Annotated in this window: 13 protein-coding genes and 14 tRNA genes; 24 read left to right on the forward strand and 3 right to left on the reverse strand. The window is 30.3% G+C overall.

The genetic code is table 4. From position 1 onward, the window contains the following. From rpsM to AC0B4T_RS00895, 17 genes are all read left to right on the forward strand, one after another. Positions 1–369 carry a 30S ribosomal protein S13 gene (gene rpsM / locus AC0B4T_RS00815; RefSeq protein WP_465101213.1) on the forward strand — a complete coding sequence of 123 codons (369 nt, stop codon included), beginning with the start codon at positions 1–3 and terminating at the stop codon, positions 367–369. Between the two features lie 2 nt (positions 370–371). Next, complete coding sequence (gene rpsK / locus AC0B4T_RS00820) at positions 372–761, forward strand: 30S ribosomal protein S11 (RefSeq protein ID WP_465101214.1); 390 nt, start codon at positions 372–374, stop codon at positions 759–761. 25 nt (positions 762–786) lie between these two features. Further along, positions 787–1818 (forward strand): DNA-directed RNA polymerase subunit alpha, encoded by a 1032-nt coding sequence (locus AC0B4T_RS00825; protein ID WP_465102734.1) that lies wholly within the window; start codon positions 787–789, stop codon positions 1816–1818. A 1-nt stretch (position 1819) separates the two neighbouring features. Then, positions 1820–2191, forward strand: a complete 372-nt coding sequence (gene rplQ, locus AC0B4T_RS00830) for a 50S ribosomal protein L17 (RefSeq protein ID WP_465101216.1) — start codon at positions 1820–1822, stop codon at positions 2189–2191. A gap of 444 nt (positions 2192–2635) precedes the next feature. Continuing rightward, on the forward strand, positions 2636–3820 hold the full coding sequence (locus tag AC0B4T_RS00835; RefSeq protein ID WP_465102735.1) for an IS30 family transposase: 1185 nt from the start codon (positions 2636–2638) through the stop codon (positions 3818–3820). A gap of 334 nt (positions 3821–4154) precedes the next feature. Then, a tRNA-Pro gene (locus AC0B4T_RS00840) sits at positions 4155–4231 on the forward strand. A 5-nt stretch (positions 4232–4236) separates the two neighbouring features. Next, a tRNA-Ala gene (locus tag AC0B4T_RS00845) sits at positions 4237–4313 on the forward strand. A 5-nt stretch (positions 4314–4318) separates the two neighbouring features. Next, positions 4319–4395, forward strand: a tRNA-Met gene (locus AC0B4T_RS00850). Positions 4396–4414: 19 nt separating this feature from the next. Then, positions 4415–4490, forward strand: a tRNA-Ile gene (locus AC0B4T_RS00855). 8 nt (positions 4491–4498) lie between these two features. Continuing rightward, positions 4499–4591, forward strand: a tRNA-Ser gene (locus AC0B4T_RS00860). 20 nt (positions 4592–4611) lie between these two features. Next, positions 4612–4688 (forward strand) — tRNA-Met (locus AC0B4T_RS00865). 3 nt (positions 4689–4691) lie between these two features. After that, positions 4692–4767 (forward strand) — tRNA-Asp (locus AC0B4T_RS00870). A gap of 5 nt (positions 4768–4772) precedes the next feature. Further along, positions 4773–4848, forward strand: a tRNA-Phe gene (locus AC0B4T_RS00875). 66 nt (positions 4849–4914) lie between these two features. Then, positions 4915–4988, forward strand: a tRNA-Gly gene (locus AC0B4T_RS00880). Positions 4989–5097: 109 nt separating this feature from the next. Beyond that, positions 5098–5616: a PTS glucose transporter subunit IIA gene (locus tag AC0B4T_RS00885; protein WP_465102736.1), complete on the forward strand. Its 519-nt coding sequence runs from the start codon at positions 5098–5100 to the stop codon at positions 5614–5616. Positions 5617–5651: 35 nt separating this feature from the next. Further along, positions 5652–5727: transfer RNA gene (locus tag AC0B4T_RS00890), tRNA-Lys, on the forward strand. A gap of 51 nt (positions 5728–5778) precedes the next feature. Beyond that, a tRNA-Thr gene (locus AC0B4T_RS00895) sits at positions 5779–5854 on the forward strand. Positions 5855–5972: 118 nt separating this feature from the next. On the opposite strand, the gene tig is transcribed toward AC0B4T_RS00895, so the two are convergent. From tig to AC0B4T_RS00910, 3 genes are all read right to left on the reverse strand, one after another. Further along, positions 5973–7286, reverse strand: a complete 1314-nt coding sequence (gene tig / locus AC0B4T_RS00900; RefSeq protein ID WP_465102737.1) for a trigger factor — start codon at positions 7284–7286, stop codon at positions 5973–5975. Positions 7287–7363: 77 nt separating this feature from the next. Further along, complete coding sequence (locus tag AC0B4T_RS00905) at positions 7364–8356, reverse strand: NAD(P)H-dependent glycerol-3-phosphate dehydrogenase (protein WP_465102738.1); 993 nt, start codon at positions 8354–8356, stop codon at positions 7364–7366. Positions 8357–8436: 80 nt separating this feature from the next. After that, positions 8437–8511 (reverse strand) — tRNA-Trp (locus AC0B4T_RS00910). Positions 8512–8602: 91 nt separating this feature from the next. Here AC0B4T_RS00910 and AC0B4T_RS00915 point away from each other — a divergent pair. The 7 genes from AC0B4T_RS00915 to AC0B4T_RS00945 all read left to right on the forward strand — a co-directional run bounded on the left by AC0B4T_RS00915 (position 8603) and on the right by AC0B4T_RS00945 (position 12596). Then, positions 8603–8686: transfer RNA gene (locus AC0B4T_RS00915), tRNA-Tyr, on the forward strand. Between the two features lie 4 nt (positions 8687–8690). Continuing rightward, positions 8691–8765 (forward strand) — tRNA-Gln (locus AC0B4T_RS00920). A gap of 63 nt (positions 8766–8828) precedes the next feature. After that, complete coding sequence (gene proS, locus AC0B4T_RS00925; RefSeq protein ID WP_465102739.1) at positions 8829–10280, forward strand: proline--tRNA ligase; 1452 nt, start codon at positions 8829–8831, stop codon at positions 10278–10280. Between the two features lie 101 nt (positions 10281–10381). Further along, complete coding sequence (locus AC0B4T_RS00930) at positions 10382–10807, forward strand: MG284/MPN403 family protein (RefSeq protein ID WP_465101198.1); 426 nt, start codon at positions 10382–10384, stop codon at positions 10805–10807. Next, a complete protein-coding gene (locus AC0B4T_RS00935; RefSeq protein ID WP_465102740.1) occupies positions 10794–11933 on the forward strand; it encodes a hypothetical protein in 1140 nt (379 codons plus the stop codon). The genes AC0B4T_RS00930 and AC0B4T_RS00935 overlap by 14 nt, the downstream gene beginning before the upstream one ends. Further along, a complete protein-coding gene (locus AC0B4T_RS00940) occupies positions 11926–12360 on the forward strand; it encodes an MHO_1590 family protein (RefSeq protein ID WP_465102741.1) in 435 nt (144 codons plus the stop codon). The genes AC0B4T_RS00935 and AC0B4T_RS00940 overlap by 8 nt, the downstream gene beginning before the upstream one ends. A 14-nt stretch (positions 12361–12374) precedes the next feature. Beyond that, positions 12375–12596, forward strand: a complete 222-nt coding sequence (locus tag AC0B4T_RS00945; protein ID WP_465102547.1) for a phosphopantetheine-binding protein — start codon at positions 12375–12377, stop codon at positions 12594–12596. The last annotated feature ends 191 nt before the right edge of the window (positions 12597–12787 follow it).

Genomic DNA, 12787 nt, shown 5'->3' on the forward strand with positions numbered 1-12787 from the left:
ATGGCTAGAATTTTAAACGTCGAAATTCCAAATAATAAACGTATTGTTATTTCTTTAACATACATTTATGGTATTGGAAAATCATTAGCGCAAGAAATTTGCAAAAAAGCAAACATTAATGAAAATTCAAGAGTTCATGATTTAACTGAAGAAGAATTATCAAGAATTCGTGAAGAAGCAAAAGCTTACTTAACCGAAGGTGATTTACGTAGAGAAACAACTTTAAATATTAAACGCTTAATGGAAATTAAGTGTTACCGTGGAATTAGACACCGTAAAGGGTTGCCAGTACGTGGACAATCAACTCAAAAGAACGCTCGTACACGTAAAGGTCCTAGAAAAACTGTTGCTGGAAAGAAAGGTAAATAATAATGGCTCGTAAAACTAAGAAAAAAAATATAGTTAATGGTGTGGCACACATCCACTCATCAAATCAAAATACTATTGTTACATTTGCTGATGAAAAAGGTAATGTTATTGCTTGGAGTTCATCAGGAGCTATTGGTTACAAAGGAACTAAAAAGAAAACCCCTTATGCAGCAGGTTTAGCAGCAGCAGCAGCAGCTGAAGCTGCTAAAGAACACGGTATGAAATCAGTTAAAGTTGAGTTAAAAGGACTAGGAGCAGGTAAAGATGCTGCTAGAAAACAAATCGAAGTATCAGGGATTACAATTACTGAAATTAAAGATGTTACACCAATTCCGCATAACGGTACAAGACCACCAAAACGTATCTTAAAACGTGAACGTGCTCGTAAATAACTAATAACCATTTAAGGAATCAAATATGAAGAAATTTCAACCTTTATCATACAAAGAAAAATTTGAATATAAAGAATTAAATAGAAACGAAGTAACATTTACTTTATCAGGATTAGAAAGAGGATTTGGTAATACTTTAGGTGTTGCTCTGCGTAGAGTAATTTTATCAAATATTACTAACTTGGCACCTTTCTGTGTTCGAATTGCTGGAGTTCAACATGAATTTAGCACTATTGATGGTGTTATCCAAGATGTTCCGTCAATCATTATGAACCTGCGTAAGGTACGTTTTACTTATGACCCTGAATATGTTTCTGATGATGAAATTATAAAAGTTAGTTTACGTTCTTTAGAACCAGGTAAATTAACTGCACAATTAATTGAAATTAACCATCCTGGAATTAGAGTTGTTGATGAAAGTGTTTTTGTTGCTGAAACAAGCAAAGAAGCTGTTTTAAATATTGAAATGTATTTAAGAGTTGGTCGTGGCTTTATGTCATTTTCTGAAAACAAAAACTATATTCTTGATGCAGAAGTTAAAGATAAATTAGCAACTTTATCTGATATTAGTGTTCGAAATCAAGCAGAATTTATCGCAGTTGATTCAGACTTTTCACCAGTTTTAAAAGCATGATATTCTACTAGAGAACTAAACTCTTCTTCACCGAAAATTGAAGAAGAATTACAATTCTCAGTCATTACAGATGGAACTATTAATGCTAAAGAAGTGATTGCTCAAGGTTCAAAAATCTTAATTGGAATGTTCCAAGTTATTGGTGATGTTGAAAATATGCAAGAAATTAAGATTTTTGATGAAGCAGTGAAAGAAGAAGCACAACCAGTTAGTGATGATTTAGATATTACACAATTAGGTTTATCAGTTCGTTCGCTGAATGCCCTTAAGAAAATTGGTAAAAGAAAAATAAGTCAAGTTGCTTTGTTAACTATTGAACAACTTGAAGGTACTAAGAATTTAGGTCGTAAATCAATTGACGAAATTGTAGAAAAACTTAGAGAACATGGTTATGAATTAGCACAAGGAGAGGAAGAAGAATAATATGGCAAATCCTACACAAATCTATTCACGTGATACAAAATGAAGAACTGGTGTAATGCGTTCACTTGTTAGTGAACTTTATGCAAACGGAACAATCATTACTACTTTAACAAGAGCTAAAGAAGTAAGAAGACATGCAGAAAAAATGATTCAAAAAGCAAAAAACCCTACATTAGCAAACCGTCGTATGGTTGCTGGATACTTACGTAAACTTACTGTAAATACCAAAGGTGAAGAAAAAGAACTTTTAAAATATTTATTTGACACTATTGCACCAAAATACAAAGATAGAAATGGTGGATACACCAGAATTATCAGATTACCTCGTCGTCAAGGTGATAGCACACGTATGGCAATTATCGAACTTGTTTAATTGATCTAACCTTTAATAATAATTTTATTGATCTTCATATTCAAGGCACTGCCTTGAATATTTTTTTATTAATTTTAGTAAATTAATATTATTGTTGAGGTTTTATTGCAACAAACTGTAGGAGAAATTTCACTTTCTTTATTATTAATAAGAAGCAGAATCTTTATCCGTTTGTTAAAACAAAAATATATTCATTAATAATAATACTGATTAAATTACTTTTATCATATTATATGATCCCAATAAATTATTTCTTCAGCTGTATTTAAAGCAAATAAGTTGCATTTAATTATACTTTAGAGTATTTTTTTAGAAGATTCCTAAATTATTAAATGGAAATGTCACATGCAAGTTTTTTTGCATGTGACATTGTTTTTGTCTGCCTTGTAATAAAATAGTTGTATTAATAAATTTTAAAAAAATGAAAGGAGACTTTAAAATTATATGAAAAATTTAGAAAAATATATTTGTGTTTTTGACAAATATCGAAAAGAAAATAAATATCAACATTTTAAAATCGAAGAGAATCATAATACTATCTTGAAAATGCAAGGGGCTCTTGAGTCGCATCGAAAATTACGATCAGATCAAATCTATCTAGAACAACTTTATAATATTTTACAAGAACTTTCTGAAGGCTTCTCAATCCAAGAAGTAGCCAAGATTTTTAACAGAGACATTCGAAGTATAAAAAGCAAAATTAAAATTATTACAAATCGCAGACCACTTAGTTTAGATAAACAAAATCGCTATGTTTGTCCTAAGTGTTCAAAAAGGGTAATGCGTGTTAAAACCCTTAATTTTAGCAAACTATATGAACATTTATTAGGCTATTCGTTTTCGAGACTCTTTTTTGTAAGTGATGCAATTAAAGAGAAATGAAAGACCTACAGAAAATATTGGTATAGTGAGCTTAATACATACAATAAAAATAGAAATAAAAATAATTTGCAGCAAAAAGAAGTTAAGAAATCAGTTACCTATCTTGTGAATTCTTTTAAAAAATTATCCCCTGATGAATTTGCTCCTTCACCTAGTACAATTTATAAAATAATTAAAAAATACCCTTATTTCCTTGATTTTGACCATATTGTTAAAAAATCTGAAGGCAAATATGGCATAAGGAAGAAGAAGCAAACCAAACCTAAAACATTAAAATATGCTACAGAAATTTCAAAACGTCCAGCTTATATTAATGATCGCTCTGAACACGGCCATTTTGAATTAGACACCGTTATTGGTAAAATCAATGATACATATTGTATTGTAACCATAATTGAACGGCAAACCAGAATTTCTTATGCTATGCTCTCAAAACGCAACTCCAAAGCTATAAAACAAACTCTTATCAAACTAATCAAGAAACACAACTTAGACATTAAAACTTTAACAGTTGATAATGGTAGTGAAAATGTCTTATTGTACCAGGTCATTCCAACTGAAAGATTATTTAAATGCCAACCATATAGTTCATGACAAAAAGGTTCAATAGAAAATATGCACCGCTTAATTAGGTATTACATTCCCAAAGGAAAAAGCTTAGATAAATACTCTCAGCAAGAAATTGATTATATGATGGAAAAAATAAATAACTATCGGCAAGTTGTCCGGAAATATAAGATAACCTAAAATTTTTTTAATCCCCCGCCTTTGATTGCAATCAAAGGGGCCTTACTTTTGGCAAAAGTAAGCAAAACCGACGAGAAAACACTGCCGTGTTTTCTGTTTTCTCATACATTTTTTATATAAAAATTATGTTAAAATTAAAAGACAATTATTTTGTTAATATCTCGCAAGTGACTTTTCCAAAAAACATTGTAATTTATTGCTGTTTTTTATAACTTATGTTAAAATTAATAATATAATAACCTGCAACTAACTTACAAAAAACATAATTAAAAAATATAAAAAAATATTTACGTTTTTTAAGAACTATTGTATAATTATAAAGCCTAAAAATAACGGAGAAGTAGCTCAGCTTGGTAGAGCACTACATTTGGGCTGTAGTGGTCGCAGGTTCAAATCCTGTCTTCTTCACCATTTATGGGGGGTTAGCTCATTTGGCTAGAGCGCCTGCCTTGCACGCAGGAGGTGGTGGGTTCGAATCCCATACTCTCCACCATATATGGCACTGTAGCTCAGTTGGTTAGAGCATCCGGTTCATACCCGGAAGGTCAAGAGTTCAACTCTCTTCGGTGCTACCATAAATATTAATTCAATTTTGGACCTATAGCTCAACGGTTAGAGCAACCGGCTCATAACCGGTCGGTTACAGGTTCGAATCCTGTTAGGTCCACCAAAAATAATGGGTGATTACCCAAGTCTGGCTGAAGGGACTAGTCTTGAAAACTAGCAGGGGCTTCACGGCCCGCGGGGGTTCAAATCCCTCATCACCCGCCACCATTATTTTATTTATATATCGCGGAGTGGAGCAGTTTGGTAGCTCGCCGGGCTCATAACCCGGAGGTCATAGGTTCGAGTCCTGTCTCCGCAACCATAAGGTCCAGTGGTAAAGTGGTTAATACGCCTCCCTGTCACGGAGGAGAACGCGGGTTCGATCCCCGTCTGGACCGCCATTTTTGGCCCTGTAGCTCAGTTGGTAGAGCAACAGATTGAAGCTCTGTGTGTCGCTGGTTCGATTCCTGCCGGGGCCACCAAAAAAAAATCAAAATTTTCATTAGTATTTAAATATTTTTCTGCTATAATATTAATGAATTAATAATGCGGGTGTAGTTTAATGGCAGAACTTCAGCCTTCCAAGCTGACTATGAGGGTTCGATTCCCTTCACCCGCTCCATTTCATGTGTGACCATCTTTTTCAAGCCGTAATAACGGCTTGTTTTTATATTTTTTTGCTTCTATAAAATAAATAAATGTGTAAAATAATAAGAATATTTGGAGGTTTTATGGGTATTTTTAGCAACTTAATTAAGAAAAAAAAGAAAGCAATAACTATCACAAAAGTATTCCCTATTTTTGAAGGTAAAATTAAATCTCTTGCAGATGTATCGCATTACAACTATGATTATCATAGTCTTGGTGAAGGTTTTGCAATTGAATTTAGCAATTCATTGCAATATATAATTATTAAAGCACCTATATCAGGAGTTTTAGATTTAATTTTTCCATCATTAAATTCCTATGTTTTAAAAACTAAGGAAGATGTTAAGGTACTTGTTAGTTTAGGGATTGAATCTTTAAGCCTGCCAGAAGCTTTTGAAGCCTTAGTTGAAGAAGGTAAAGAAGTGCGCGAAGGTGATGCATTAGTTAAAGTGGATTTAAATAAATTGCGAGATAAAGGCATTAACACAGATGCAATTGTTTTAGTATTACCCGAAAGTAATGCAACTCAAGTTGAATATGACGATTTCATGGCAGGAGCAATTGTTGATCCCAAACAAGCAATTATAAGTATCTATAAATAATTTGGTTTAAGATTAAAATCTGCTATAATTAAAATGCATCATTAGCTCAGTTGGCAGAGCAGCTGGCTCTTAACCAGCGGGTCGCAGGTTCAAGCCCTGTATGATGTACCATATCATATTATATGACCAAAATTAAAAAAACCATTTAAAAGGTTTATTTATGCACTATTAGCTCAGTTGGCAGAGCATTTGACTCGTAATCAAAAGGTCGCAGGTTCAAGCCCTGTATAGTGCACCAAAAATATTTTTTTGATATAAATTTTTCATATTAAAAATATAAATCCTATAATTTTCTAGCTGTAAAGCTAGTTTTTTAATAAAAAAAGCTTAATACTAATTATTAAGCTTTTTAATTTTTATTTAGCAATTTTTTTAGCTATAAATTCTTCAACATCTTTTGCTTCTTTTTCTTTACCAATATGTTTGAATAATTCAATATTATGAACTAAAAATTCAGAGATATTTTGTGCTTCTTGTTCACTTGCATAAAATGCAATTTTGTCTTTGTATTTTTCTTTTGCTGCTTGTGAATCTAAAGTGAAGTTATTAAGCATTTTTGATCTTAAGTAATTTATGGCTGTAGTTTTTTCAGCTGTTGCATTAATTTCATCATCAATAGCTTTTTCAGAAGTTTTTAGCAATGAAATATATTCACGTTTTTTAATTCCGAATTGTTCAAGGTTTTTATTAAACTCATTTTTAAGTTTATTGATTTCTTGTTCATAAAAGATTTTGTTTAGTTTTATTTTAGATTGTTTATAAGCTTCAAAAGCTAATTCTTCAACATATTTAGTTAAGTTTTGAGATAAACCTTCAAGGTTTAATTTGAGTTCAGTAAGTTTTTGAAAGTCTTTTAAGTTTTTAACATTTTTATTACCAAGTTTTTCAAAAATACTATCATCAAGACCTAAAGTACTTTGTCTTAGGATTTTGTGAATTTTAACATTAAATACAGCATCTTTTCCAGCATATTCTTTAACAAAATAAGTTTTAGGGAATTGGACATTTACTTCACCCTCATAACCTGCTTTTTTATTTAATAATTGTTCTTCAAAACCTTTAATAAATGAATTTGAACCTAATTCTAATTCATAGTGAGTTGCTTCACCACCTTCAAAGGCTACATCATCAATAAATCCTTTAAAATCTAAATCAACAGTATCTCTTAATTGTGTTTTAGCATTTTTATCTGTAACTTCAGTTTTTGATGTTAAATGGCTGGTAAAATGTGTAATATCATCTTTAACCATTTCTTTTGTTACTTTAGGTAATTCTAGTTTTGCAGCAACTTTCGCAAAGTTAACATCATCAAATGATGGAATTACTGGTAAATGCACTTCAAGATGCAATTCCTTTTCGTTTGATTCTTTACCAATACTTAATCCTAAAATATATTTAAGAACTTGTAATTTTTTATCACTTAAGTACTTAGTTAAATCTGTTCACTTTGAATTAACATATTCTCTAATAATTTGATCTTGCACTGCAAGCATATCAACTCTTTGTAATAATTTTTCCTTTGGTGCTTTCCCTGGTCTATAACCTGGAACTTTGATTGTTTTTACAGCAATATCTAGAGATTTTTGTAATTTTAAATCAAAATCTTTACGGTCTCAATTTAAGGTTACTAAAACTTCGTTTTTTTCTGCATTAAATTTATGTTTAAACATTGTTTCTCCATTTCTCCTTATTGTTTAAAATGTATAATATTATAAGTATATTTTTATATTTTACACTATTATTAATATTAATTAATAAACTTATTAATATTTTTAGGATTTAATTTACCAGATAAAATTCCAATAATTAATTTAAAGACTACAGTATCTAATTTATAAGCGCCTATTATTTCAACTAAAACAATGGCCGCTTCCTTACCCTCAATAGTTCCTTTAAATAATTTATTAGCTTCTAATAACCCATGCTCCGCAATGGCTTTTCCGTAAGAGAAATTGCGGCTTTTTTGGGAGAAGCATGTAAGGATTGTATCGCCTATGGTTGAATAATTTAAGATTGCTTTATATTTCTTTTGCCTAGCAATTGTTTTATAAATTTCGAGCATTTCCATTAATCCGCTAGTTAAAAAAGCAGCATGTGTATTATGTGAGTCATTTAAGGCATGCAAAATTCCGCAACCTATCGCTAAAACATTCTTCAAAGAAGCAAATAATTCGGCAGCAAAATGATCTTCAAAAACTACTAATTTAAAATATTTATTATTAAACTGTTCGCTTAAATATTTAGCATAAGCAGGGCTAGGACTAATTACATTTACAATTGTGTTTGAGCCATTAAATAACTCAGGAGCAAATGAAGGTCCTAGAATTGTTGCAAAATTACCTAAATTATCTTTCATTTTTTCCTGGATAAAACTTGAAAAAAACATTTTTGTAGTTTTTTCAAATCCCTTAGCTAAATTAATTAAATTAAACTTTTCTTTTGGTCTCAAATTTTGTAATTGTTCTAGCACGTTTGCAATCGCAAACGAAGGAACAGCTAAAACTAATGAATCACAATCATCAATTAATTTTTCTAATGAGTCAGTTGCTTGAATCAACTCAGGATATTTAAAAGTTTGATCTTTAAAATATTTTGTATTTAATCCTTGATTAATATCATTAATTTCATTATTATCAATACCATACATTAAGACAGGTATGCGATTGTTCACTAAAACATTTGCAATTGCTGAGCCATAGGCTCCTGTTCCAATAAAACCAAATTTATACTTTTTATTCATAATTAAATATTATATATTAAAGATTAATAAAACCCTTTTAATAAATGAAGGGGAATATCATTTATTAAAAGGGTTATTATTGGCAGGAGTAGCAGGATTCGAACCCACAACACACGGGGTTGAAGCCCGTTGTTCTACCGTTGAACTATACTCCTATTTCTTGTCTAAAATATTATACCTTAAAAATAAAAAATAAAAAATAAATTTGTTTTTTTTAAAAAGTGTGTATAATTAATAAGCAAATCTGGGGGGATAGCAAAGCGGCCAAATGCGGGTGGCTGTAACCCACTTTCTTAGGATTCGGGGGTTCGAATCCCTCTCCCCCCACCATTATTGCCCCATAGCCAAGCGGTAAGGCATCGGGTTTTGGTTCCGACATGCGTTAGTTCGAATCTAACTGGGGCAGCCATATCATCGCTTAAAAAGCGGTGTTTTTTTATATTTTTTTATAATTATATTATAATTAAAGTATATGAAAAGCCAAAAAGAACTTGAGAAGATAACCCCAATGGAACAAGATTTTGCCAGATGATACACAGATGTTGTCAAAAATGGTAATTTAATTGCTTATGGTCCAACCAAGGGTTCATTAATTTTCAAACCTAATTCATATGGGATTTGAGAATTAATTCAAGAAAACTTAAATAAATTATTTAAAAAGAAAGGAATTCAAAACGTATATTTACCGCTTTTAATACCTGAAAGTTTGTTCAATTTAGAAAAAGAACATATTGCTGGTTTTAATCCTGAGTTAGCAACAGTTACACATGTTGGCGAAAAAGAACTTAGTGAAAAATTATTTATCAGACCGACTTCAGAGGTATTATTCGCCGATTTATTTAAAAACTCAATTAAATCGTATAATGATTTGCCATTGGTATATAACCAATGGGCAAACGTTGTGCGGTGAGAAAAAACCACTAACCCATTTTTGCGTTCGCGTGAATTCTTATGACAAGAAGGGCATTCTTGTCATTCAGAAGCAATGGAAGCTAGAATTTTAGTTCGTGAAATGATTAAGTTATATGCTAAATTCTTAAAAAAATATTTAGCTATTCCAACTATTTTAGGTAAAAAAACTCATAAAGAGAAGTTTGCTGGTGCTTTAAGTACTTACACCATTGAAGCAATGATGAAAGATGGGAAAGCATTGCAATCTGGAACTAGCCATTATTTAGCTCAAAATTTTGCAAAAGCTTATAAAATTAGTTTTAAAAATAAAGAAAACCAAGAAAACTTTGTTTATCAAACTTCATGAGGAATGACCACTCGTTTAATTGGTGCATTGATTATGACTCATGGCGATAATCGGGGAATTATTATTCCACCACGGGTTGCTCCTGTGCAAGTAGATGTTTTAGAATTATTTGCGGCTAAAGATCCAAAAGTATCTGAAGTTGCAAAGAAATTAAGTATAGATTTAGGAAGATTGTATAGAGTTAACTTAGATTCTTCAAATAAAAATCCAGGCTTTAAAGCATCTAATAGTGAAATTCAAGGTGTCCCATTACGTGTTGAAATTGGTCCAAGGGACCTTGAACAAAATAAAGTGCAATTAATCAGAAGAGATACTTTACAAAAAGAATTAGTTGACCTTGCAGATGTTAAGAAGCGTGTTGGTGTTTTATTAGAAGAGATTCAAGAAAATTTATATCTTGAAGCCAAAAAACGTTTGGAGGATAAAACCAAACATGTTGATAATTATGAAGACTTCAAAAAAGAAATTGCTGCTCAAAACTTTGTAGTTGCACCATTTTGTTGTTCTGATACAGTTGAAGAACTGATTAAAGAAGAAACTGGAGCTAGTGCTCGTTGTATTTTGTTAAAAAAACAAGTTATGGAGAAGAAAAGTCTCAAAAATTGTATTAATCCTGAGTGTGACAAAGCAACCCGTAGATACGTTGTTTTTGCTAAATCATACTAATTTTTAAAAATTCCCCGGGAAAAACTGGCCATTTTTCCTTTTTCAGTTTTTTTGGCAAGATTTATTTAAAATATTAATAGAAAAATGTAAAGAGGTAAACAATGCTCGACAAGAATATTTTAGATGCAAAAAAACTTATGATGAAAGAAATGGAAGACAAGGATTTTTACGCACAAATGTGTAAATTACTTAGAGAATTATTCGCAACATACTTAGAATACAAAGATTTAATCAAGAAACAACTTATCAGAACAAAACTCGAATTAAGATTTTTTCCAAATGATAAAAATATCGAAGAAGGTTTAGGTTATTTGGAGGAAAAATTAAAGAATAAGGAAGATTTTATTCAATTAATACTATCTTATATGAGTGCTGAATCAGCTTGATTATTAAAAAATTGTTATTTAAACAACGAAACCAAAGATATGACCGAATGATATTTAAAACATTTCTCAAAAACCACCTTTTATAAAAAGAAAAAAACTGCAGTTTTAGAATTTGCGAGTTATTATCTTGTATTACTATAACTACAGTTATGAGCAACGAGAGAATTCAAGTAGCTCAGATGAGAATTTTGTTTTAGGTGATAATTTTACTTCAACTATCTTTTGGAATGATCGTGATGTTAAAAACAAGCACGAGTGAGAAGTAAACTTTGAACTTGAAGTTTCTTATAGTCCTGGATTAAAGGCGCCACACGTCTTTTTTGAACCTAAGAATTTAGATACTAATAAATTAATTAAAGGCTACACACTTCGTATCAACTCTAAAGAAGTTGGTCGTTTTGTTACAAACAAAAAGGCATTAATTGACTTTAACAATACTGTAAAAGAATTCACTAAAGAGGCAGAAAACTTAAAAAACCTTGAAATTGCTTTTTTGAATGATGAACTTAAAGAAGTTGGACAATATATCATTCTTTATGATAAAGTGAACAAAAATAGTGATAAAAGAGTATTAACTAGTAATAAAACTCAAAAGATCAAAAAACCTTTTGCCTATGTTTATTTTTTAAACAATGGTAAATTGACAATTCAACGTAAATATTTCCATATTATTTTTCTTTGAAATGATATTGTAAAAAATACTAAGATTACTCAAATTGGATCGATGGTATATTATTCTGATCCTTTGCGTAAAGAAATTAAGGAATTATTTCCGAAAAGTGATGATATTCAACTATTGGTTGAAAATCCTTATTTTAGAATGCCTAATGTAATTGAAAAAGATCCAAATATTGCTATTTCAACAAAAGCACAAGTTGATGATGATTCGGTTTGAACGGTTACTTTCCATATTGATGATTATCTTGCTCCTGATTATATTAATGGAACAATTGTGAAAAGTTCATCAAGCATAAATGCTAAAAAGATTTTAGAAATACCTGAAAAAGTTACACCTAGATATGAATATGTACTTAGTTTTCATTTATTTAATGACTTAGTTAGTGTCTACAATAATGGTGAAAAAAATCCTGAAGATCAACCTAAGCCAGATAAAAGCCGATATTTAGAAATTGTGGAATCTGAACGGGTACTTGAAAGAGAATACTCATATAAAATAACTTTGGAAGAAATTAATAATATGCATTTTAATCGATCGACTGAATGAACTATTGAAGATTATCAAATTAGGAAACGTCGCAATGAGTAAACTAGGCTCAAAAGCTAAGATTTTATTATTTGTATCAGGAGCCATCTTGGTGGGATCTTTAGGTTATGTTATTATTACTACTCAAAGGAAATCTAATGATGAAACACCAAAAGAGCCGCGTTTAGAAGAAAAAGAACCTGGTAATGATCCTATTAATCCACCAAAAGCAAAACGTTCAATTTTTCCGCAAATTTTACAAAAAGAAATTGAGTATACGAAAAAATATGACCAAAGCGGAAATGTAATTTTAGATCAAGGATTTGCTTCAAGACTATTTAGACATATTTTATATCGTGTTGACTCTTTCAAAGGTGAAATTTTGTTTGACTATACAATTAACCAGAGTAAAAAAACTATAACACTTTATTTTAAATTAATGGATGGACAAACCTTAGTTGAATCAAAAAGTTATGAAATCCCGTTTTAGAGTATAATTAGCATATGAATACAAGAGACAAAATTATCGCAAAATTTGAATCTTTGACTAAAAAGAAAGTTAGTGAACATGATTTTATTAAAGATTTAAAAATAGATTCACTAGATTTAGCAGAAGTTATTATTGAAGCAGAAGAAGAATTTAATATTTCAATTAGCGATCTAGAATTATTATCTTTAACTACAATTAAGAGCGTAATTGATTTAATTCAAGAAAAACTTAATTAGTTTTAGTAATATAAATTTAAAGTTGGCAATAGGAAATGCCAACTTTTTATATATCCAAAAATAATTTATTTTTTGCTTTAATGTTTTTAAACTAGGGTGTGGTATAATTTTAAGGTAAATATATATATATATCTGAGTATGCTTATATATTTACACAATTTCAAATATCGAATTTTAATTACGAAAGGAAA

The organism is Mycoplasma sp. 10961, assembly GCF_055523525.1.